Genomic DNA, 22,086 nt, shown 5'->3' with positions numbered 1-22,086 from the left:
AACTTCGTGTTCGGCGGACGCCACCCAGCGTGTCACGGTCGGAGGTGGCAACTGGGGCCGACCGTTCGTCGCTAAATCGCCAATAATATAGTGCGCCCTTGCCTTGCCATGTGCCGCCGAACTCGATCATGTTTCGCTCCCGTGTCGTTCATCAATGTTGGGTGGATTAAACGCAAGAACCCCCGATCGGGTTGCCGACCGGGGGTTCTAAGACGCAGGAGGCAACCCGGGGTTGGGCGTGCCTCGCGGCGTGTCAGGCCATCAGACCTGAGCGCCGGGCACGCCGGTGCTAAACCAATACCAATAGCCGAAGCCGAAGCCGATACTCGCGCACGCCGCATCCCCGGCCACGGGGGCCGGTTGGGGACGCGCGTTCGAGATGAAGGATGCTATTGGCATGGGTTGACTCCAGAACATGGCCTCATCCTACACGGCTGTCGTCATTTGACAAGTGCACGCCGGCCGATGCCCCTCAGCGCAAGTGCCGTCCGCCGTCCACGGGCAGGATCGCACCGGTCACGAAATCGTTGTCGAGCAGATAACGCAGCGTCTGATAGATCACGCCCGGCCCCGGCACCTTGGCCATCAGCGACTTGGCCTTGGCCTTCTCGGCATAGGCCTCGTCGTCGCCCTCGTTGAGCATGATCAGGGCGGGCGCGATGGCATTGACCTGGATGCTCGGCGCGTACATCGCCGCGAAGGACAGGGTCAGATTGTCCAGTCCCGCCTTGGTCGCCGCGTAGGCGGCATGCTTGCGCGATCCCTTCTGACTGACGTAATCGGTCATGTGGATGATGTCGCGCTGGGGCTCCTGGCAGGCGTCGAGCAATTCACGGGCATGCAGGTTGATCAGGTACGGCGCCTGCATGTGCACGCGGAACAGGCGTTCGAAATTGGCGCCGGCGTCATCGCCGAGACTGTCCGGCGCCCAGTCGCTGGCGTTGTGGACGATGGCGCGCAACGACGACGTCTGTGCCTTCAGGCGAGCGATGAAGTCGAGGATGCCCGCTTCGCTCGAGAAATCCGCCTGCAGGGTCACGGCACCACGCTGGCGCAAGGCGTCCAGTGCCTCGCGCTCGCGCCGGTAGCTCAATATCACCGGCTGGCCATCGTCGAGCAGACGCTCCACGCAATGACGCCCGAGGCGCTGGGCGCCCCCGGTCACGAGAATCGGCGACTGGCTCATGCATCATCCTCCGCACGGCGTTCCCCGGGTGACAGCGGGGCTTCTTCGCTAACCTCTTCCGGCAGGGGGATCAACGGTACGCGCGGCGCATAGGCGAAGACATCGGAAAACACTCGCTCGGGGTCGAGCCCCAGCGGGGCCAGGGTGTCGATGCAGGCGTACACCATGCCCGGCGAGCCGGACAGGTAGACATCGTCGCCGGAGATGTCGCCGTGGTACTCGGCAAGCACCTCGTCGATGCGGCCGATGTGCCGCGTCACGCCGGCCGGCGCGCTCAGCGCGGGCTCGCTGTCCTCGACCACGGTATGCACGTCGAGGTGGGGATGCGTGGCGGCCCATTCGAGCGCCAGGCTTTCCAGGTACAGGTCACGGGGCGATTTGACCGCCCACCACAGCCGAATCGGCCCCGGGTGATCGTTGGCCAGCGCCGCCTCGACGATCGCCTTCATCTGGGCGAATCCCGTCCCGGCGGCGATCAGCGTCAAGGGACGCCGACTGCGGGTATCGAGCACGCAGCCACCATTGGGCAGACGCACCGTCAGTCGCGCGGCGTGCACCAGCAATTCGCGCAGGCGGGCCGAATTGCTGCGCTCCGGCCAGTGCTGCACGTGCAGCTCGATGACCCCGTCATCGGCATGCGCGTTGGCGATGGAAAACGGCACCCAGGTTTGCTCATCGAGCTTGAGTTCCAGGTACTGCCCCGGCGCATGCGCAATGGCTTCGCGGCGTCCCGTCAAATGGACGCGGAATACGTCGGGCGTCAGATCCTCGACCGACGTGACTTGGCAGGTCAGTGTCTTAGACGTCATCGTGTCCTCGTTCGTCGCTCGGGGGCGAATGGCGGGGTGGCGGTGGCGGCGTGGCGATGCCGTATTCCCCCCAGCGCTCATCGACGCGCCGCTTGACGGCCTCGTCCATGACGATGGGGGTCCCCCACTCGCGCTGGGTCTCGCCCGCCCATTTGGTCGTCGCGTCGAGCCCCATCTTCGAGCCCAGCCCCGCGGTCGGCGAGGCGAAGTCGAGATAATCGATGGGGGTGTTTTCGACCATCACCGTATCGCGTGCCGGGTCCATGCGGGTCGTGATCGCCCAGATCACGTCCTCCCAGTTGCGCGCGTCGACATCGTCGTCGAGGACGATCACGAACTTGGTGTACATGAACTGGCGCAGGAAGCTCCATACGCCCATCATCACGCGCTTGGCGTGCCCCGGATACTGCTTTTTCATGGTCACCACCGCCATGCGATAGGAGCAGCCTTCCGGGGGCAGGTAGAAATCGACGATTTCGGGGAATTGCTTGCGCAGGATCGGCACGAACACTTCGTTGAGCGCCAACCCCAGAATGGCGGGCTCGTCCGGCGGACGTCCGGTATAGGTCGAATGATAGATCGGATCGCGGCGATGGGTGATCCGCTCGACAGTGAACACCGGGAAGGTCTCGACCTCGTTGTAATAGCCGGTATGGTCGCCGTAGGGGCCTTCGGGAGCGGTGTCATCGGGGTAGATGTAGCCCTCGAGGACGATCTCGCTGGACGCCGGCACCTCGAGATCGGCATGCCCGCACTTGACCAGCTCGGTGCGTGACCCGCGCAGCAGCCCCGCGAACGCGTACTCGGAGAGGTTGTCGGGTACCGGCGTCACCGCGCCCAGGATGGTCGCCGGATCGGCGCCCAGTGCGACGGCGACCGGAAACGGCTCGCCGGGATGCGCACTCTGCCATTCCTGGAAGTCGAGCGCGCCGCCGCGGTGCGAGAGCCAGCGCATGATCAGGCGGTTCTTGCCCAGCTTCTGCTGGCGGTATATCCCCAGGTTCTGGCGCGTCTTGTTCGGCCCTTTGGTCACCACCAGCGACCAGGTCACCAGCGGCGCCACGTCGCCCGGCCAGCAATGCTGGATCGGCAGGCGGTCGAGGTCGACGTCGTCGCCTTCCAGGATCACTTCCTGACAGGGCGCCTTGCGCAGCGTCTTGGGCCCCATGCTCATCGCCTGCTTGAAGATCGGCAGCTTTTCCCAGGCATCGCGAAAGCCCTTGGGCGGCTCCGGCTCCTTGAGAAACGCCAGCAGCTCGCCGACCTCGCGCAGCGCGGCGGTCGAGTCCTGGCCCATGCCCAGCGCGACCCGCTCCGGCGTGCCGAACAGGTTGCCCAGCAACGGCATGGCGTGGCCCTTGACGTTCTCGAACAGCAACGCCGGCCCCCCGGCCCGCAGGGTGCGGTCGCAGATTTCGGTGATCTCCAGGTAGGGATCGACCTCCGCCGTCACCCGCGTGAGCTCGCCACGTGCTTCCAGCGCCGCGATGAAATCGCGCAAGTCCCGATACTTCATGTGGTTTTCCGTGCCAGAACGCGAAAAAGGGCAGCATAACATGCCGCCCCTTTCATTGACCGCCCATCGACCTTCAGCCCGGCGATATCTTGCACGCGTCAGCCGGGGCAGGCCTTCCGAAGGCGCTATGACTCCATCCCTGGGCGCCACTCGCCTCAGCATATTATCAAGCGTTGAGAGCTGGCCGCAGCGAGCGAAGGCAAAACAAGGCGAACTCCGGCGAGCCAGCGGGGTGTACTTTAGTACATGAGCATGGCGAACCGGAGTTCAACGCCGTGTTGCCGAGCGCAGCAGGCCAGAATCAACGCCTTTTCATGGCCTCGAAGAATTCGATATTCGTCTTGGTATCCTTCAGACGATCGATCAGAAACTCCGTCGCCGCCACGTCGTCCATCGGATTGAGCAGCTTGCGCAGGATCCACATGCGCTGCATTTCTTCCTCGGAGGCGATGAGGTCCTCGCGACGCGTGCCGGAGCGGCGGATGTTGAGCGCCGGATAGACGCGCTTCTCGGCCAGCTTGCGGTCGAGGTGCGCTTCCATGTTGCCGGTCCCCTTGAACTCCTCGAAGATGACCTCGTCCATCTTGGAACCGGTGTCAACCAGCGCCGTGGCGATGATGGTCAGGCTGCCGCCTTCCTCGATGTTGCGCGCGGCCCCGAAGAAACGCTTGGGCTTCTCGAGCGCATGCGCGTCGACACCGCCGGTCAGCACCTTGCCGGACGACGGCACCACGGTGTTGTAGGCGCGCGCCAGGCGCGTGATGGAATCGAGCAGCACCACCACGTCGCGCTTGTGCTCGACCAGGCGCTTGGCTTTCTCGATGACCATCTCGGCGACCTGAACGTGACGCGCGGGCGGCTCGTCGAAGGTCGAGGCCACCACTTCGCCACGCACGGTGCGCGACATCTCGGTGACCTCCTCGGGCCGCTCGTCGATCAGCAGCACGATCAGATGACACTCGGGGTTGTTGCGCGTGATGGACGTGGCGATGTTCTGCAGCATCAGCGTCTTGCCCGCCTTGGGGGGCGAGACGATCAGGCCACGCTGGCCCTTGCCGATGGGCGACGTGAGGTCGATCACCCGCGAGGTCAGATCCTCGGTCGAACCGTTGCCGATCTCCATCACCATGCGTTCCTGAGGGAACAGCGGCGTCAGGTTCTCGAACAGGATCTTGTGCTTGGCGTTTTCCGGCCGATCGAAGTTGATCTCGTTGACCTTGAGCAGCGCGAAATAGCGCTCCCCTTCCTTCGGCGGCCGGATCTTGCCGGCGATGCTGTCGCCCTTGCGCAGGTTGAAACGGCGAATCTGCGACGGCGAGACATAGATATCGTCGGGGCCGGCCAGATAGGAGCTATCGGCACTGCGCAGAAAGCCGAAGCCGTCCTGCAGGATTTCCAGCACCCCATCGCCATAGATGTCTTCGCCACTTTTCGCGTGCTTCTTGAGAATGGCAAAGATGATGTCTTGTTTACGCGAACGCGCCAGATTGTCGATGCCCATTTCCCGGGCAATATCCAGCAGTTCGGGAACGGTTTTTTGCTTGAGTTCGGTAAGATTCATCGGTTTCGTCAGAGATTGCTCGTGTCGGCGAGGCAATGGGATTGCCGGACAAAAGACAGGAGGCGGTTGTGCGCCGCGCGGTGCGTTCAGAGGGCCCCAGGAAATCCTTTCCACTCGTCGCATTCATGCATCAAGGCATCGCCGCGCGAGGGGTAAGCGAAAAAATGGCATTGAGAGATCGGTTCGCGTCGCCTGACGCCATGCCCAGCTCCTGATGGAAGGCTTGGCGAGACAAGAATACTTGGGGCGATCTGACGACTTGAAGGACCGCGACGGCGTTGCCGCGTGACGGTCAGGAAGCATTCGGAACAGGCGAACAACCCGATGGTAGTCAAGCCGACAGGCAAACGCAAGCCCCTTCGGCTCCCTGCCGGCGCGACCGCACGGCATGCAACGGTTCAAGACGTCAGTTGCGCATCGAGCCAGCCTTCGAGTTGTGTCGTGGACAATGCCCCCACCCGCGAACTTTCCATGCTCGCGCCGACGAACAGGACCAGGGTCGGCATGCCCCGTACGCCGTACTTGTCCGCCGTGGCCGGGTTGAGGTCCACGTCGCACAATGCCACCTGCAGGGCGTCGCGGGCGGCAGCCAGGGCGGACAAACGCGACCGCAGCTCCCGACAGGGCGCGCACCAGGCGGCCACGAACGCCACCAGGACGGGCGTCTGGGGCTCCAGGACTCGCTCCTCGAAGGTGTCGTCCGTGACCTCGATCAATCGCTCGCTCATGTCGGCCCTCTCTTGTGTCGTATTCTGTCATCGAACGCCACATGGCGGTAATTGACAAGCACCGGACAGCCCCGCAACCTTGCTCCATTACTGTGCAAAGGACCCTCGCATGAGCAGTCGCTACCCGGCTCCCCGACGTCTCGCCGCCATCGACCTGGGATCGAATAGCTTCCACCTGCTGGTCGCCAATCATTATGCCGGCCAGCTGCAGGTCGTCGCCAAACTGGGCGAGAAAGTGCAGCTGGCAGCGGGGCTCGACGAAGACGAGCGGCTCGATGACGACGCCATGCAGCGCGCCCTGGACTGCCTGGAACGCTTCGCGCCGTATCTGAGCGGACTCGCGGCCAGCGATGTCCGCATCGTGGGAACCAACGCCCTGCGCGCAGCGCGCAACCGCCAGGCACTGATCGACCGCGCCGAGGCCTTGATCGGCCACCCCATCGAGATCATTGCCGGTCGCGAGGAAGCCCGCCTGATCTACCTGGGGGCCGCGCATGCACTGGCCGAGGTGCATGGACGACGACTCATCGTCGACATCGGCGGCGGCTCCACCGAGCTCATCATCGGCGAGCGCTTCGAACCGCTGGCGCTGGAAAGTCTGCACATGGGCTGCGTGGCCTATACGCAGCGTTTCTTCGCCAACGGCGACATCAGCGAAAAGGCCTTTCGCGCGGCCGAGCTCGCCGCGCTTTCCGAGCTGGCCAACATTCGCCGTCCCTACCAGGAGCTTGGCTGGCAGGACCCGGTGGGGTCCAGCGGTACCATCAAGGCCATCGCCGCCGTGCAGGCCGCAAGCGGCGATGCGCCGGAAGGCATGATCACGCGTCAGGGGCTGAAGAACCTGCGCGGCCGGCTGCTGAAGTGCAAGAAGCTCGACAAGGTCGCCATGGAGGGGCTCAAGAGCGACCGGGCACGGGTATTCCCGGCCGGCGTGGCAATCCTGTGTGCCATCTTCGAGGCCTTCGACCTGGAACGCATGCGCTACTCCGACGGCGCCCTGCGCGAAGGCGTACTCTACGACCTCCTCGGCCGCAACACCACCGAGGACTCCCGCGCGGCGGCCCTGCTCACCCTGCGCCGACGCTTCGACGTGGACGCCCGCCAGGCCAACAACGTGCGGGCCACCGCCGACCATCTGGTCACACAGGTCGCCGATCACTGGTCGCTGAGTCAGGAACAATGCCAGTTTCTGGCGTGGGGCGCCGAACTGCATGAGATTGGCCTGGCGATTTCCCACAGCCAGTTCCACCGGCATGGCGCCTACCTGCTGGAGAACTCCGACCTGGCCGGGTTCTCGCGCCCCGAGCAGCAGGCCCTGGCCTTCCTGGTGCGTGCGCATCGCCGCAAGTTTCCCGGCAAGGAGCTCGACGCCCTCCCGGCCGCCGCGCGTACCACCTACGCACGGCTGGCACGCCTGCTGCGCCTGGCGGTGGCCCTCAACCACTCACGCCCCGAGCAGCCGCCCCGCGATGTGACGCTGCGTGCCGATGGCGAGACCCTCTACGTGGACCTCGACCAGGCCAGCGATCAGCCCCTGCTGAGCGCCGACCTGGAACAGGAAGCGCTCTATCAGCGCAACGCCGGGTTTCGGCTCGAGCTCAGCCGCTAGTCGGCATCGCCCGCAGCCGCCAGCCCTCGGCGGCGGCGATGCCCAGTACCCCGACCAGGGTCTCGCCCTCCCAGACCAGCCATACGCGTTCGCGCTGCCAGGGGGGAATCCCGGCTTCCTGCAGGAGCCGCTTGACGTCGCGCCGGCCGCGTCCCGCCACGCGCAGCGTCTCGCCGCCCCGACGCCGGCCCAGCGTGAGACGGACATCACGCGGCGACTCGGCTACCAGCTGCCAGTCCAGAGGGCCCGACGGCGTTTCCAGAGGAGTGACGCCATCCCACACGGCTTGCCAGTCGACATCGACAGGCTCGCGCGGCGCCAGCAGATGGAGGTGCCCTTGCCAGCGCCGGGCTTCCCCGCCCGGCCAGGCGACATGGATCTGTGCGTCACCGCGCGCCTCGAGCTGTTCGAGCAGGCTCTCGAGACGCGCCCGCGGCGGTGTGGACAGAGAGAGTTGCCGGCAGGCGTGGCGCACGAGAAGCCGCTGGCGTGGGCGGGACAGCGCCAGGAGATCCGCCACCGGCAAGCAGGCGGCGTCGCCGCCCAGGGCCTGCAAGGTTTCCCCTGCCAACTCTTCCAGTAACGCATCGCTCTCGCCCAGCTGCTCGGCGGTGCGTGACAGCGACGTCGCCGCCTCCGGCCAGCGTGACGCCAGCGCCGGCATGACGCTACGCCGCAGATAGTTGCGGTCGAAGCGTTCGTCGGCGTTGCTCGGATCGTCGATCCAGCGCAAGCCGCGCGCCTCGGCCGCGCGCGCGAGCGCCGCCCGCGTCACGGACAGCCAGGGCCGGACCATGACACGCCCCTGCCATTCGCGCCTTTCGGGCATGGCGGCCATGCCGCGCAAGCCGCTGCCTCGCAGTCCCGCCAGCAACAGGGTCTCCGCCTGGTCGTCGGCGTGCTGGGCAAGCAATAGCGTCTCGCCCGGCGCGACGCGCCTGGCAAAGGCCGCCAGCCGAGCATCGCGGGCGTGAGCTTCGAGTCCCCGTGCACCGCGCTCGACCCTGGCGCGCTCCACGAACAACGGCACCCCGAGGCGGCCGCACAGCCACCGCGCATGCGCCTCGAAGGCGGCAGCGGCGTCCTGCAGGCCGTGATTGACGTGCACCGCATAGAGCGGTCGCGGATGGCGGCGGCAGGCAGCGACTGCGAGTGTCAGCAGCAGCGACGAATCCAGTCCGCCGGAAAGGGCCACCCAAACGCAACGCCCCGGCGAGGTCATCGCCAGGGCGTCATCGACAAGGGCATCGGGGGAGGACGATGCGTTATTGGGGCGCGCCATAACTCATCAGGCGCTCGTAACGACGCGACAGCAGATCGTCCATTTCCATGGACTCCAGTCGCTCGAGGCTGGCACCCAGCGCGTCCTTGATATGACCGGCCATCTTCTGGGGGTTGCGATGCGCACCTCCCAGCGGCTCCTTGATCAGCGTGTCGACGAAGCCCAGCTCCTTGAGGCGTTCGGCGGTAATGCCCATGGCCTGAGCGGCTTCGGACGCCTTCTCGGCACTCTTCCACAGAATCGAGGCGCAGCCCTCGGGAGAGATCACCGAATAGGTGGAATACTGCAGCATCTGCAGCTCGTCGCAGACGCCGATGGCCAGCGCCCCGCCGGAACCGCCCTCGCCCACGACGGTGGCGACGATCGGGGTCCTGAGGCGCGACATGACCGCCAGGTTATAGGCGATCGCCTCGCTCTGGCCGCGCTCCTCGGCATCGATGCCGGGATAGGCACCCGGGGTGTCGATGAACGTCAGTACCGGCATCTTGAAGCGCTCGGCCATCTCCATCAGTCGGCACGCCTTGCGATAGCCTTCCGGACGCGGCATCCCGAAGTTGCGGCGCACCTTTTCCTTGACGTCGCGTCCCTTCTGATGGCCGATGAGCATCACCGGCTTGTCGTCGAGACGCGCCACGCCGCCCACGATCGCGGCGTCGTCGGCGAAGTTCCGATCGCCGTGCAGCTCGTCGAAATCGCTGAACAGGCTCTCGACGTAATCGAGCATGTACGGGCGCTGCGGGTGGCGCGAGAGTTGCGACACCTGCCAGGCACTGAGATCGCGAAAGATCGATTCGGTGAGCTTGCGATTCTTGTCTTCGAGCTTGCCGATCTCGTCGCTTAAGCTGATTCCGCTGTCGTTACCGACCAGGCGCAGCTCTTCGATCTTGGCTTCCAGCTCGGCGATCGGCTGTTCAAAGTCCAGGTAATTGGGGTTCATAGAGCGTCTACTTTGTGGTCTTGGGCAGCCCGGGGCCGCACGTCCGATGCCGCGCGAGGCGACGCTGTGACGGACAGGGCATGGCGCCAACCGGCCGTAAACAGGCATTATCGCACCCTGAACGCGTCACGCAAGACACCATGCATCGTCCCGCGCGGTTAGAGCCTGCGCGGTCAGCCTCGATAGTGCAACGTGACCGCCTCCTGCCCCTCTACCTCGCGCAGGGCGATGAGCAGGTCGTCGCTGGGCGCCACGCGCCAGGGCGCGCCGAGTTCCAGCACACCGCTGGCCTCGGGGTTGCGATAACGCACGCGCACCGGCAGGCCCTGAGGATCGCACCATGGCGTCAAGCTGTCGTGCAGACTGCGCGCGAAGCGTCCATTGAGACGCGTTCCGTCCACGGTGAGTTCCACGGCCTCGCCATAACGGGTGCGCGCGTCGACCATCGGCGTGACTTCCTTGCCTCGCAGCCGCAGTCCGCCCGAGTAGTCGTCGGTGCTCACCTCGCCTTCGATGATCAGGACCTCGTCGGTGCCGAGCTTGCCGCGAACCTGCTCGAACATCTCGCCGAACAGCGATGCCTCGATTCGACCGGTACGGTCATCCAGGGTGATGAACGCCATGGTGTCGCCACGCTTGGACTTCATGGTGCGCATGGCCACGACCAGCCCCGCGACCCGCTGCGACTCGCCCCGCTGGGGCTTCAAGTCGACGATGCGCGTCGACACGAAGCGCTTGAGTTCGGATTCGTACTCATCGATGGGGTGGCCGGTCAGATACAGGCCCAGCGTGTCCTTTTCGCCGGCCAGGCGCTCCTTGTCGGTCCATTCGCGCACCCCGCGATAGTCGGCGTAGGCGTCGCCGGCTTCGGGCTCGCTGAACGCTTCGCCGAACATGTCCATCATGCCCAGGTTGGCATTGGTGGTGCTCTGCGCGGCGGCCTTGAGCGCCGCCTCCAGCGAGGCCATCAGCACCGCGCGGGTGGGGCCGAGATTGTCCAGCGCACCGGAGCGGATCAGCGCTTCCAGGGTACGCTTGTTGAGGCGCTTGGCATCGACGCGGCGGCAGAAGTCGAACAGGTCGCTGAAGGCGCCGTCCGCCTCGCGCGCCTCGACGATCGCGCCGATGGGGCCCTCGCCCACGCCGCGAATCGCGCCCAGGCCGTAGACCACGCGTCCCTGCTCGTCGACGGTGAACTTGTAGCTGCCCATGTTGACGTCGGGCGGCGTGACCGTCAGTCCCTGGTTGCGACATTCCTCGATCAGCGGCACGACCTTGTCGAGGTTGTCCATCTCGGTGGACAGCACCGCCGCCATGAAGGGCGCGGGATAGTGCGCCTTGAGCCACGCCGTCTGGTACGAGACCAGCCCGTAGGCCGCCGAGTGCGACTTGTTGAACCCGTAGCCGGCGAATTTCTCCACCAGGTCGAAGAGGTTGCCGGCCAGGTCCTTGTCGATGCCGTTGGCCGCGCACCCTTCCATGAAGCCGGCGCGCTGCTTGGCCATCTCCTCGGGCTTCTTCTTGCCCATGGCGCGACGCAGCATGTCGGCCTGCCCCAGGCTGTAGCCCGCCAGCACCTGGGCGATCTGCATCACCTGCTCCTGATAGAGGATGATGCCGTAGGTGGGCTCGAGCACCGGCTTGAGCAGCTCATGCTGATAGTCCGGGTGAGGATAGGCGACTTCGGCACGCCCGTGCTTGCGGTTGATGAAGTCGTCGACCATGCCGGACTGCAGCGGCCCCGGCCGGAACAGGGCCACCAGGGCGATCATGTCTTCCAGCGAGTCGGGCTGCAGGCGCTTGATCAGCTCCTTCATGCCGCGCGATTCGAGCTGGAAGACCGCCGTGGTCTCGGCCTTCTTGAGCATGTCGAAGGTGGGCACGTCATCCAGCGGGATCGAGGCGATGTCCAGCGGCCCCTGGCCTTCGCGGGCGCGCACCGTATCGACCATCTCCAGTGCCCAGTCGATGATGGTCAGCGTGCGCAGCCCCAGAAAGTCGAACTTGACCAGCCCGGCTTCCTCGATGTCGTTCTTGTCGTACTGGACGACCAGGCCGCTGCCGTCCTCATCGCACAGCAGCGGCGAGAAATCGGTGAGCTTGGTGGGCGCGATCACCACCCCGCCGGCGTGCTTGCCGGTCCCGCGCGTGATGCCCTCGAGCTTGAGCGCCATGTCCCAGATTTCCTGGGACTCCTCGTCGCTGTCCAGGTATTCCTTGAGCGCCGGCTCCTGCTCGATGGCCTTGGCCAGGGTCATGCCGACCTCGAAGGGGATCAGCTTGGAGAGCTTGTCGCCCATCGAGTACGGCTTGCCCTGGGCGCGCGCCACGTCGCGGACCACGGCCTTGGCGGCCATGGTGCCGAAGGTCACGATCTGCGAGACGGCATCGCGGCCGTAGCGACTCGCCACGTACTCGATGACCCGGTCGCGCTTTTCCATGCAGAAGTCGACGTCGAAGTCGGGCATCGACACGCGCTCGGGGTTGAGGAAGCGCTCGAACAGCAGGTCGTATTCCAGCGGGTCGAGGTCGGTGATCTTGAGCGCATAGGCGACCAGCGACCCCGCCCCGGACCCGCGCCCCGGGCCCACCGGAATGTCGTTGTCCTTGGCCCACTGGATGAAGTCCATGACGATCAGGAAGTACCCGGGGAAGCCCATCTCGAGGATGATGTTGAGCTCGAAGTCGAGACGCTCGCGGTAGGCCGGTTCGTACTCGGCGAGGTCGCGGCCGGGGTAGATCGGGTTCTCGCCGGAGAACAGCTTGTCGAGCCGCTCGGTCAGGCCGTCATGGGAAATCTTGCGGAAGAAGCCGTCCATGCTCATGCCGTCCGGCACCGGGTACTCGGGCAGGAAGATTTCTCCCAGCGGCACGTCGACGTTGCAGCGCGCGGCGATCATCACGCTGTTTTCCAGTGCCTCGGGCAGGTCCGAGAACAGCTCCGCCATCTCCTGCGGACTCTTCAGGTACTGCTCTTCGCTGTAGCGGCGCTCGCGCCTGGGGTCGTCGAGCGCCTTGCCCTCGCCGATCGCCACCCGCGTCTCGTGGGCCCAGTAGTCCTCACGGGTCAGGAAGCGCACGTCATTGGTCGCCACCACCGGCGTCTCGGTCTCGGCCGCCAGGGCCACCGACAGATGCAGGCACTCCTCGTCGTGCTCGCGGCCGGTACGCTGGACTTCCAGATAGAAGCGCCCCGGAAAGGCGGCCTTCCAGCCCTCGCACAGCTCGCGCGCGGCCTGACCGTGCTCGGATAGCAGGTAACGGCCGATCTCGCCGTCGCGGGCCCCGGAAAGCGCGATCAGGCCCGCGCTGCGGGCAAAGATCCATTCCTTCTTGAGGATGCCCTGGCCGCGCTGCTGACCTTCGCTCCAGCCTTGCGAGATCAGTTCGGTCAGGTGACGGTAGCCGTCGTTGTCCATCGCCAGCAGCGTGACCCGGTAGGGGTGCTCTTCGTCATGGGGGTTTTCCATCCACAGGTCGGCCCCGATGACCGGCTTGAGCCCCGCTCCTTGCGCCGCCTTGTAGGTCTTGACCAGGCCGAACAGATTGGAATCGTCGGTCACGGCCACGGCCGGCATGCCGCCCTCGACCGTCGCTTCGATCAACGGCTTCAAGCGTACCAGGCCATCGACCAGGGAATATTCGGTGTGGACGCGCAGGTGTACGAAAGGCGTTGTCATGACGAGCTCTTGAAACGACGCGGAGGGCACCGCCGAAGCGACGCCTTCCTGAATGAATTCGATAACGGCATGGCGCGGCGTGGGACTACAGCAGCTGCCATTGCTTGACCGGCGCAAAGGAGCGGCGGTGTTCCTCCAACGGCCCCAGGCGTTCGAGGGCCGCGAGATGCTCTCGGGTAGGATAGCCCTTGTGGCGCGCGAAACCATACTCGGGGTGGCGTTCGTGCAGCGCGACCATCTGGGCGTCGCGCGTCACCTTGGCGAGAATCGAGGCGGCCCCGATCGCCGCATGGCGGCGGTCGCCCTTGACCACGCACTGCCCCGGCACATGATGCCCCGGCATCCGATTGCCGTCCACCAGCAGATATTCCGCCGTCACCGGCAAGGCATCGATGGCCCGGCGCATGGCCAGGTGCGTGGCATGAAAGATATTGAGCGCATCGATCTCCTCGGCGGACGCCTCGGCCACCGCGCACGCCGCGGCCTGCTCGCGGATGGCGTCCGCCAGGGCCAGGCGGCGTTTCTCGCTGAGGGTCTTGGAATCGGCCAGCCCCTCGATGGGACGAGCCGGATCGAGGATCACGGCGGCCGCGACCACGGCCCCCACCAGGGGGCCGCGACCGACTTCGTCGACACCCGCCAGGCGCGAGCCGTGGTAGTCGATCACCAGGGGCGGAAAATCCGTCATGCTGTGGGCTCCTCGGGCAAGCGTCCGTAAACGACCAGGCTGTCGATGGCCTCGGCGGCGCGCTCGCTGGCCCCACGCTGGAGGGTGGCGTGCAGCGCGGCGAAACGCGTTTCCGTGGCCTGGCGATGCGTCTCGTCGCCCAGCCACGTCAGCAGGGCCTCGCCGATCGCCTCACAGGACGCGTCTTCCTGCACCAGCTCGGGTACCAGGGTTTCCTGGGCGATCAGGTTGGGCAGCGAAATCCACTCGGTCTTGACCATGCGCTTGGCCAGCCAGTGCGTCGCAGCCGCCATCTTGTAGGCCACCACCATGGGACGATGACATAGCATGGCTTCGAGCGCCGCGGTGCCGGAAGCCAGCAGCACGGCGTCGGACGCGGTCATTGCCTGGCGCGACTCGCCGTCGCGCAGATGCACGAACTCGCGAGCCGGATGCGTGGCGAGCAAGACCTCGAGTTCCTGTCGGCGTGCCGGAGAGGCCGCAGGAATCACCACCTGCAGGCCCGGCACGCGCTCGCGCAGCCAGACGGCACTGTCCAGGAAAGTCGGTCCCAGAAAGCGGATCTCGTTGCCACGCGACCCCGGCAGCACGGCCAGCAGCGGCGCAGTGGACGACAAGCCCAATGCGGTGCGCGCCGCCTGACGGTCGTTGACCAGCGGCAGCTCGTCTGCCAGGGGATGCCCGACGAAGGCCACCGGTACCTGGTGCCGTGCATAGAAGGCCGCCTCGAAGGGCAGAAAGGTCAGCATGGCATCGACCGATCGGGCGATGGTCTTCACGCGCCCCTGGCGCCAGGCCCACACTGAAGGACTGACGTAGTGGACGGTACGCATGCCGGTGGCGCGCAGCTGGCGCTCAAGCCCCAGATTGAAGTCCGGGGCATCGATGCCGATCATCACGTCCGGCTGCCAGGCCAGGGCGTCACGCCGCAGATGGCGGCGGACCTTGATCAGGCCCGGCAGATGCTTGAGCACCTCGACCAGCCCCATGACCGACAGCGTTTCCAGCGGATAAAGCGACTGCATGCCCTCGGCCAGCATGCGTGGCCCGCCGATGCCGCGAAATTCGGCATCGGGGTGGCGGCGTTTCACCGCTTGCATCAGCCCGGCGCCCAGGATGTCGCCCGACAGCTCTCCCGCGACCAGGTAAATACGCATGGCAGATTCCGTTTAGCGCGTGATCCCGCGCTGGGACGTCTTGAGTGACGCGAGGAAGGTCTCCACCTCGGGAACGGCGAAATCGTTTTCGAGACGTTCGATCGCCTGTTCCATGGTCAGGCCCTGACGATAGACGATGCGATAGGCGTCGCCCAGTGCGCGCAGCGCATCGCGTTCGAAGCCGCGCCGCTTGAGCCCCACCAGGTTGAGCCCATGGGTCTGCGCCGGGTTGCCGTTGACGATGACGTAAGCCGGAACGTCCTTGGTGATGATCGAGCCGCCGCCGGCCATGGCGTGCTCTCCCATGTGGCAGAACTGGTGAATCGCCGACAGTCCGCCGAGGATTGCGAAGTTGCCGAGCGTGACATGCCCCGCCAGGGTAGCCTGATTGGCCAGGATGCAGTCGTCGCCGATCACGCAGTCATGGCCGACGTGGGAGTACGCCATGAAGAGATTGCGCGAGCCGATGGTGGTCACGGCCTTGTCCTGCACCGTGCCGCGATGCAGCGTCACGCCTTCGCGCACGACGTTGTCGTCGCCCATCTCCAGGCGGGTGGCTTCTCCGGCGTACTTCTTGTCCTGACAGTCCTCGCCCACGGAGGCGAACTGAAAGATGCGATTGCGCTTGCCCAGCCGCGTGGGGCCCTTGATGACCACATGCGGACCGATGACCGTGCCGTCCCCGATTTCCACCTCGGGGCCGATCACGCAGAACGGGCCGATGTCGACGTCATCGGACACACGCGCACTGGGGTCGACGAGGGCGGTGGGATGAATCAAGCGACTTTCCTCTCGGCACAGATGATCTCGGCTTCACAGGCCAGTTCGCCATCGACCGTAGCACGGCAGGCGAATTTCCAGATACCGCGCTTGCCCCTGATGACATTGGCTTCCAGGCGCAGCTGGTCGCCCGGCATCACCGGACGCTTGAAACGCACGTTGTCGCTTCCCACCAGGTAATAGACGTACCCGTCGGCGGGCAGCTTGTTGACGGTCTTGAACCCCAGGATACCGCACGCCTGGGCCATCGCCTCGATGATCAACACGCCGGGCATGATCGGATGGTGCGGGAAGTGCCCATTGAAAAACGGCTCGTTGATACTGACATTCTTGTAGGCGACGATCGTTTCGCCAAGCGTGATCTCCGTGACACGATCCACCAGCAAGAAAGGATAACGGTGCGGTAGATACTCACGGATCTCGTTGATGTCCATTACCATCGATACAACCTCTGAAATAACGAAGTGCCTGCCGCGTTGGCAGGCACACGAGGGCGGAATGATCCGCCTGCCTGGATAAGGCGGGGATTATACAGGCCCAGCCCTTCGCTGGCAGCCAATCGGCTCACGGTGTGTCCGAGGCGCCCCGCTCCAGACGTGACAGACGCTTGGCGAGCTCGTCCAACTGCTTGAAACGCACCGCGTTCTTGCGCCACAGCCCGTTGGGCATGGCGCCGGTCCCCGAGGAGTACACGCCGGGCTCGTGAATGGAATTGGTGACCAGACTCATGCCGGTGACTTGCACGCCGTCGCACAGCGTCAGATGTCCCGACAGCCCGACGCCGCCACCCAGCATGCAATGACTGCCCACGCGCGTCGAGCCCGCGATGCCCACGCACCCCGCGAGGGCACTGTGATCGCCGATTTGCACGTTGTGCGCGATCTGCACCTGACTGTCGATCTTGACGTCGTTGCCGATCACGGTATCGCCCAATGCCCCCCGGTCGATGCTCGAGCAGCTGCCGATCTCGACATCGTCGCCCACGATGACACCGCCCAACTGGGCGATCTTGTGCCAGCCTTGCCCGTCATGCGCGAAGCCGAAACCGTCGGCACCGATCACGCAGCCGCTGTGCAAGATGGCACGTCGGCCGACGCTGACGCCATGGTAGACGGTGACATTGGCATGCAGCCGGGAGTCGGCGCCGATTTCACTGTCGGCACCGACGATGCTGCCGGCGCCGATCACGCAGCCATCGCCGATGACCGCGCCCGCTTCGATCACGCACTGCGGCCCCACCGATACGTGCTCGCCGATACGCGCACTCTCGGCAACGACCGCGCTGGGATGCACGCCCTCGGGCGCCTGACCCGCCAGGGGGTCGAACAAGCGCGACAGTTCGGCGTAACCCAGATAGGGGTTCTCCAGCTCGAGTCGCGCACAGGGCGCGTCCGTGCCATGGGCGGGATGCACCAGCACGGCAGCGGCACGGGTGTCGGGCAGGTACTTGAGATACGTCTTGTTGGCCAGGAACGTAATGTCGTTCGGGCCTGCATCGAGTAACGTGGCGAGGCCGGTCACACGGCGGTCGCTGTCGCCGACCAGGCGGGCCTTGAGACGCTCGGCCAGTTCACCGAGCGTGAAGGCGCAGGGAGTAAGGGTCTTCATGTGCGCTTGGAATCGCTAGCCATGGGCGCTCGCGGCGCCCGGTGGGCTCAGTTGAGCGAGTTAAAGATGCGAGTGACTTCCTCGGTGACGTCGAGCCCGTCTTCCGAGAACACCACCGCGTCGCGATCCACGATGACATCCAGATCATGCTGCGCGACGACCTGGTCGATGGCGCGGTCAAGCTTGGGCTTGGCGGACTGCATGAACGCCTGTTCCTTTTCCTGCTGCGCACGCTGGATCTGCTGACGCAGCTGCTGGAACTCGGAGCCCTTCTGACGCAGTTCCTGCTGCGCGCTGGTGCGTTCCGACTCGGACATCACCGCGCCATCCTGCTGCAGCTTTTGCTGCAGCTGCTGCAGTTCCTGACTCAGGGACTCCGCACGCTGCTGCTGAGAACTGATCTGATTCTTGAGCTCGTTCATCGAGCGCTGCGCAGCATCCGAATCCAGCAAGGCCTGACGCCAGTCGAGCACGCCGACCTCGGTCGCCATGGCCGGCATGGACAGCACGCTCATCACCCCGAGACACAGGGCACCCGTCAATTTGCGCATCACACCCTCTCCTTGATTCGTTATGGTCACTCGGTGCGATGACCACATCATCGCACCGGTCGCACGACGCTGTGTCAGCCTGGTTAGAAGGTCTGCCCCAGCGAGAACTGAAAGACCTGCGTGTCATCGCCGTCTTCGTCGCTGATCGGCTTGGCGACGCTGAAGGTCAACGGCCCCACCGGCGTCAGCCAGGACAGCCCCAGCCCCACGCTGTAACGCAACTCGCCCAGATCGACGCCACTGCTGCAGTTGGAACTCTCGCCTGCCGGCACGTCGTAGCATTCGGTCAGGTACGTGTTGCCCGCGTCGAAGAACACGCTGGTCTGCAGCGAGCGGCGGTCCTCGACCCACGGGAACGGATAGATCAGCTCGGCCGAGCCCTCGACGAGCACGTTGCCCCCCAGGGTATCGTCGTCGCCATCCCCCCCAGGCGTTGTGTTGGGGCCCAGCGTGTTGCTGGAGAAACCGCGCACCGAGCCCAGACCGCCCGAGTAGAAGTTCTCGTAAAACGGATAGGCATCGTCACCGACGGTATCCGCATAGCCCAGGTTGGTACTGAATTTCAGCGACCACTCGGGACGGAACTCGAACAGTTTCTGTGCCTCGTAGCGAGTCTTGTAGTACTGCGTGTCACTGCCCGGCACGGCGGTCTCCAGCGACAAGCGCTGATAGCTCCCTGCCGTCGGCATGATGCCGCGGTTGAGATTGTTGCGCGTCCAGCGGGCGGTGAGCTTGTAGTTCAGGAAGTCCTCGCCCTCGTCTTCCGTGTACTGAATAATCTCTAGGGGAGTATCACGGTAGGTCTCGAGCGACAGATCCTCGACCCCGACGCCGAAGTTGAGGCGCGAGAGCTCGTTGATCGGATACCCGAAGTTGATGCTGCCGCCCAGCGCGTCAGAGGAGTACGTCGAGATATCGTCGAAGTCCTCGTAGTCCGTTTCGCGGTAGTAGACGTTATAGCCCCGCGAGATGCCGTCCAGCGTCCAGTAGGGATCGGTGAATCCGAAGTTGAGGTTCGTGAAGTAATCCCCTTTCTGGGCATTCACGTTGACGCGATTGCCGGTTCCCAGGAAGTTGTTCTGGGACAAGGCGGCCCCGTAGATGACACCGGCGCTTTGCGAATACCCCAGACTGGCCGACACCGAACCGGAGGGCTGCTCCTCGACGTTGTAGGTGACATCGAGCTGGTCGGGATGATCGGCGACAGGCCGGGTTTCCACATCGACCGTGCGGAAGAACCCGAGACGCTCAAGACGCTCGCGGGACTGGCTGATCTGGTCGGTGGACGCCGGCGCCCCTTCCATCTGGGTCATCTCGCGGCGCAGCACCTCGTCCTGGGTGGTGGTATTGCCGACGAAGTTGATGCGTCGCACATAGGCACGCCGCCCCGGCTCGACACGGAAGGTCACGTCCACGGTGCCGTCCTGGGCATCGGTCTCGGGCACGCTGTCGACCTCGGCGAAGGCGAAACCTTCGGCGCCGAGGCGCTGGCGCAGGGCCTCGGCGGATTCGGTCATGGCGCTTTGCGAATAATATTCGCCGGGCGTGGCCGTCACCAGCTCGCGGGCCTTGTCCTCGCCGATCTTCAAGTCACCGGCGAAGCGAATCTCGTCGAGCTTGTAGCGCTGGCCCTCGTCGACGTTGATGGTGATGAAGATCTTGGACTTGTCGGGACTGATCGACACCTGCGACGAGCGGATATCGAAATTGACGTAGCCCCGGTCCAGGTAGAAGGAGCGCAGCGTCTCGAGGTCGCCGGAGAGCTTGTCGCGCGAGTACTCGTCGTCGGAGAACCAGCCCAGGAACCAGCCGGGCTTGTCTTCCAGCGCGAACAGATCACGCAGGGTCTCGTCGTCGAAATCCTGGTTGCCGACGAAGTTGATCTTCTGGATCTTGGCGACGGCCCCTTCGTTGATGTCGATATCGACTTCGACCCGATTGTTGTCGAGTTCTTCGACGTTGGTGTCGATGCTGGCGCTGTAACGTCCCTGGGATTGGTAGAGCCGTTCCAGCTCACGCTGCACCTCGTCCAGCGTCGAACGCTGCAGCACCTGCCCCTCGGCGAGCCCGGCCTCGGTCATGCCCTTGCGCAGATCGTCGTCGGACACCTGGGAGTTGCCGTCGAGTTCGATGGAGGCGATCGTGGGGCGCTCGACCACATTGACGATCAACACGTCACCGTCGCGCAACAGCTCGATGTCGTCGAACAGGCCGGTGTCGAAAAGCTGCTGCGACGCCTCCGCCAGTTCACGGTCATCGACCGTCTCGTGGGCACTGACCGGAAAGGCGTTGAACACCGATGCCGGCGAAACGCGCTGCAGCCCTTCCACGCGAATGTCTGAAATCTCGAAGGGGGCCGCCAGCGCCGCGGGAGCCGCGGTCAGCAGCAGCGCCGCCAATCCGATGGTCTTGATCTTCATGCAGTCGATTCGCTTCTCTCGAGTCCGCCCGCTCATGGAACAGGCACCTTATACATTTCCCTGGGCGACTGGCAAGGCCGTACTCCCCTCGCCACGTTCCCCCGGGTCGCTCATCCTTGCGGTCAACGACCGCTTACCCAGGCCATCGTCGGCCCACATTAAAGCCCGGCCGAGGGCCGCCCCGCAATGAGGGCTACAGACGCATCAGGTCGAAGTACAACGCCATCAGCATCAACGAGCCCACCAGCGCGATGCCCACACGCAAACCGAAGGCCTGCACGGCCTCGGGCACCGGGCGCCCGCGCACAGCCTCGATGATGTAGTAGACCAGATGCCCGCCATCGAGCACGGGGATCGGCAACAGATTGAGCACCCCCAGGCTGATCGACAGATATGCCAGGAAGCTGATGAAGCTCTCCACGCCATCGCGTGCGGAATCCCCCGCAATGCGGGCGATGGTCACGGGCCCCGAGAGGTTGGAGGGGGAAATCAGCCCCACCAGCATCTTGCGGATCGAGTCCAGCGTGAGCAGGCTCATCTCCCCTGTCTTGGCGACCGCCTCGCCGACGGCGTCCAGTGGGCCGTAGCGAATCTCGCGACGGTAGCGCTCGGGCCATTCGGACGGCTGCACGCCGGCCCCGATATAACCGATGGTCGAGCCATCTTCCTGTTCGCGCACGGCGGGCGTCAGCGTGATCTCGCGGCGCTCGCCATCGCGCGTCACCTGCAGGGTCAAGGGCGTCTCCGGATTGGCGCGCACACGCTCGACGAACGCCATCCAGTCGTCGACGGCCACACCATCGACGCTGACGATACGATCCCCGCGTTGCAGCCCCGCCTGATGCGCGCGACCGTCATCCAGCACCTCACCGAGGACCGCCGGCAGCTCGGGACGCCAGGGCGTCACGCCCAGCGATGCCAGCGGCTGAGGCGGATTCTGGCGTACCAGCCAGTCGTTGACCGGCACCCGATGCTGCGTCGGCGTGGCGCCCTCTGACGTCCGCGTGGTCACGTCGAGGGTGCCATCGGCGCCGATGGCCGCCACCAGCTTGAGGTTGACCTCGCCCCACGACGGGGTCGGCTCGCCCTGCACGGCCACGATTTCCTGGCCGCGCTGCAAACCGCCCTGAGCGGCCGGCGAATCCGGCGTGACATCGCCGATCACCGGCGCCACCGTGGCCGTGCCGTAGATGAACAGGGCCCAGTAAGCGACGAAGGCGAGCAGAAAGTTTGCCAGCGGGCCGGCCGAGACGATGGCGATCCTGGCCCATACGCTCTTGCGGTTGAAGGCATGCGCCTGCTCTTCCGGCGCCACCGGCCCCTCGCGCTCATCGAGCATCTTGACATAGCCGCCGAGCGGAATCGCGGCCACGGCGAATTCCGTGCCGTGGCGATCGAACCGCGACCATAACGGCTTGCCGAACCCCACCGAGAAACGCAGCACCTTGACGCCGCAACGCCGCGCGACCCAGAAATGGCCGAACTCGTGGAAGGTGATCAACAATCCCAGAACCACGATGACCGCCAGCAGGTTCTCAATCACGCCCATGGGATCGTCCTCCTTCCTCGCGCGG

Annotated in this window: 17 protein-coding genes; 1 reads left to right on the top strand and 16 read right to left on the bottom strand. The window is 65.2% G+C overall.

Annotated features, from left to right (window positions below; all coding sequences use genetic code 11):
* Positions 1–472: 472 nt before the first annotated feature.
* The 5 genes from folM to ABGX75_RS04370 form a co-directional block, all read right to left on the bottom strand.
* Entirely contained in the window at positions 473–1,186 is a 714-nt protein-coding gene (gene folM / locus ABGX75_RS04390; RefSeq protein ID WP_011505895.1) for a dihydromonapterin reductase, read from the bottom strand.
* A complete protein-coding gene (locus tag ABGX75_RS04385; protein ID WP_035414512.1) occupies positions 1,183–1,995 on the bottom strand; it encodes an NAD(P)H-flavin reductase in 813 nt (270 codons plus the stop codon). Before ABGX75_RS04385 ends, folM begins: the two co-directional genes overlap by 4 nt.
* A complete protein-coding gene (gene ubiD / locus ABGX75_RS04380; protein WP_035414511.1) occupies positions 1,985–3,511 on the bottom strand; it encodes a 4-hydroxy-3-polyprenylbenzoate decarboxylase in 1,527 nt (508 codons plus the stop codon). Before ubiD ends, ABGX75_RS04385 begins: the two co-directional genes overlap by 11 nt.
* Positions 3,512–3,812: 301 nt before the next feature.
* Positions 3,813–5,072 (bottom strand): transcription termination factor Rho, encoded by a 1,260-nt coding sequence (gene rho, locus ABGX75_RS04375; protein ID WP_011505892.1) that lies wholly within the window; start codon positions 5,070–5,072, stop codon positions 3,813–3,815.
* A 398-nt stretch (positions 5,073–5,470) separates the two neighbouring features.
* A complete protein-coding gene (locus ABGX75_RS04370) occupies positions 5,471–5,800 on the bottom strand; it encodes a thioredoxin domain-containing protein (protein ID WP_011505890.1) in 330 nt (109 codons plus the stop codon).
* Positions 5,801–5,909: 109 nt separating this feature from the next.
* On the opposite strand from ABGX75_RS04370, the gene ppx reads away from it, so the two are divergent.
* Positions 5,910–7,409 (top strand): exopolyphosphatase, encoded by a 1,500-nt coding sequence (ppx, locus tag ABGX75_RS04365; protein WP_011505889.1) that lies wholly within the window; start codon positions 5,910–5,912, stop codon positions 7,407–7,409.
* On the opposite strand, the gene tilS is transcribed toward ppx, so the two are convergent.
* The 11 genes from tilS to rseP form a co-directional block, all read right to left on the bottom strand.
* Positions 7,399–8,691, bottom strand: coding sequence for a tRNA lysidine(34) synthetase TilS (gene tilS / locus ABGX75_RS04360; RefSeq protein ID WP_224113853.1), 1,293 nt, complete (start codon positions 8,689–8,691; stop codon positions 7,399–7,401). The two genes, ppx and tilS, sit on opposite strands and share 11 nt — an antisense overlap.
* Entirely contained in the window at positions 8,675–9,628 is a 954-nt protein-coding gene (locus tag ABGX75_RS04355) for an acetyl-CoA carboxylase carboxyltransferase subunit alpha (RefSeq protein ID WP_011505887.1), read from the bottom strand. The genes tilS and ABGX75_RS04355 overlap by 17 nt, the downstream gene beginning before the upstream one ends.
* Positions 9,629–9,801: 173 nt before the next feature.
* Positions 9,802–13,308: a DNA polymerase III subunit alpha gene (gene dnaE / locus ABGX75_RS04350; protein WP_011505886.1), complete on the bottom strand. Its 3,507-nt coding sequence runs from the start codon at positions 13,306–13,308 to the stop codon at positions 9,802–9,804.
* 85 nt (positions 13,309–13,393) lie between these two features.
* On the bottom strand, positions 13,394–13,996 hold the full coding sequence (gene rnhB, locus ABGX75_RS04345) for a ribonuclease HII (RefSeq protein ID WP_011505885.1): 603 nt from the start codon (positions 13,994–13,996) through the stop codon (positions 13,394–13,396).
* A complete protein-coding gene (gene lpxB / locus ABGX75_RS04340) occupies positions 13,993–15,153 on the bottom strand; it encodes a lipid-A-disaccharide synthase (protein WP_347410604.1) in 1,161 nt (386 codons plus the stop codon). The genes rnhB and lpxB overlap by 4 nt, the downstream gene beginning before the upstream one ends.
* Positions 15,154–15,165: 12 nt before the next feature.
* Positions 15,166–15,933, bottom strand: coding sequence for an acyl-ACP--UDP-N-acetylglucosamine O-acyltransferase (gene lpxA / locus ABGX75_RS04335; protein WP_011505883.1), 768 nt, complete (start codon positions 15,931–15,933; stop codon positions 15,166–15,168).
* Entirely contained in the window at positions 15,930–16,373 is a 444-nt protein-coding gene (fabZ, locus tag ABGX75_RS04330) for a 3-hydroxyacyl-ACP dehydratase FabZ (protein ID WP_011505882.1), read from the bottom strand. The genes lpxA and fabZ overlap by 4 nt, the downstream gene beginning before the upstream one ends.
* Before the next feature lie 124 nt (positions 16,374–16,497).
* A complete protein-coding gene (gene lpxD, locus ABGX75_RS04325) occupies positions 16,498–17,541 on the bottom strand; it encodes a UDP-3-O-(3-hydroxymyristoyl)glucosamine N-acyltransferase (protein WP_011505881.1) in 1,044 nt (347 codons plus the stop codon).
* Between the two features lie 47 nt (positions 17,542–17,588).
* On the bottom strand, positions 17,589–18,092 hold the full coding sequence (locus ABGX75_RS04320) for an OmpH family outer membrane protein (RefSeq protein WP_011505880.1): 504 nt from the start codon (positions 18,090–18,092) through the stop codon (positions 17,589–17,591).
* A gap of 83 nt (positions 18,093–18,175) precedes the next feature.
* Entirely contained in the window at positions 18,176–20,512 is a 2,337-nt protein-coding gene (bamA, locus tag ABGX75_RS04315) for an outer membrane protein assembly factor BamA (RefSeq protein WP_181950020.1), read from the bottom strand.
* 193 nt (positions 20,513–20,705) lie between these two features.
* On the bottom strand, positions 20,706–22,061 hold the full coding sequence (gene rseP, locus ABGX75_RS04310) for a sigma E protease regulator RseP (RefSeq protein WP_011505878.1): 1,356 nt from the start codon (positions 22,059–22,061) through the stop codon (positions 20,706–20,708).
* Positions 22,062–22,086: the final 25 nt, after the last annotated feature.

It is taken from the genome of Chromohalobacter sp. (assembly GCF_039830575.1).
GTDB lineage: Bacteria > Pseudomonadota > Gammaproteobacteria > Pseudomonadales > Halomonadaceae > Chromohalobacter > Chromohalobacter israelensis.
This window is presented reverse-complemented; position numbering and strand designations above follow the sequence as displayed.

Bases quoted from the DNA above. Each gene is read 5' to 3' on its own strand.
- ABGX75_RS04355 (WP_011505887.1), bottom strand. From the start codon at position 9,628: ATGAACCCCAATTACCTGGACTTTGAACAGCCGATCGCCGAGCTGGAA.
- bamA (WP_181950020.1), bottom strand. From the start codon at position 20,512: ATGAAGATCAAGACCATCGGATTGGCGGCGCTGCTGCTGACCGCGGCT.
- folM (WP_011505895.1), bottom strand. From the start codon at position 1,186: ATGAGCCAGTCGCCGATTCTCGTGACCGGGGGCGCCCAGCGCCTCGGG.
- ubiD (WP_035414511.1), bottom strand. From the start codon at position 3,511: ATGAAGTATCGGGACTTGCGCGATTTCATCGCGGCGCTGGAAGCACGT.
- rho (WP_011505892.1), bottom strand. From the start codon at position 5,072: ATGAATCTTACCGAACTCAAGCAAAAAACCGTTCCCGAACTGCTGGAT.
- lpxB (WP_347410604.1), bottom strand. From the start codon at position 15,153: ATGCGTATTTACCTGGTCGCGGGAGAGCTGTCGGGCGACATCCTGGGC.
- rseP (WP_011505878.1), bottom strand. From the start codon at position 22,061: ATGGGCGTGATTGAGAACCTGCTGGCGGTCATCGTGGTTCTGGGATTG.
- fabZ (WP_011505882.1), bottom strand. From the start codon at position 16,373: ATGGTAATGGACATCAACGAGATCCGTGAGTATCTACCGCACCGTTAT.
- dnaE (WP_011505886.1), bottom strand. From the start codon at position 13,308: ATGACAACGCCTTTCGTACACCTGCGCGTCCACACCGAATATTCCCTG.
- rnhB (WP_011505885.1), bottom strand. From the start codon at position 13,996: ATGACGGATTTTCCGCCCCTGGTGATCGACTACCACGGCTCGCGCCTG.
- ABGX75_RS04320 (WP_011505880.1), bottom strand. From the start codon at position 18,092: ATGCGCAAATTGACGGGTGCCCTGTGTCTCGGGGTGATGAGCGTGCTG.
- lpxD (WP_011505881.1), bottom strand. From the start codon at position 17,541: ATGAAGACCCTTACTCCCTGCGCCTTCACGCTCGGTGAACTGGCCGAG.
- ABGX75_RS04385 (WP_035414512.1), bottom strand. From the start codon at position 1,995: ATGACGTCTAAGACACTGACCTGCCAAGTCACGTCGGTCGAGGATCTG.
- tilS (WP_224113853.1), bottom strand. From the start codon at position 8,691: ATGGCGCGCCCCAATAACGCATCGTCCTCCCCCGATGCCCTTGTCGAT.
- ABGX75_RS04370 (WP_011505890.1), bottom strand. From the start codon at position 5,800: ATGAGCGAGCGATTGATCGAGGTCACGGACGACACCTTCGAGGAGCGA.
- ppx (WP_011505889.1), top strand. From the start codon at position 5,910: ATGAGCAGTCGCTACCCGGCTCCCCGACGTCTCGCCGCCATCGACCTG.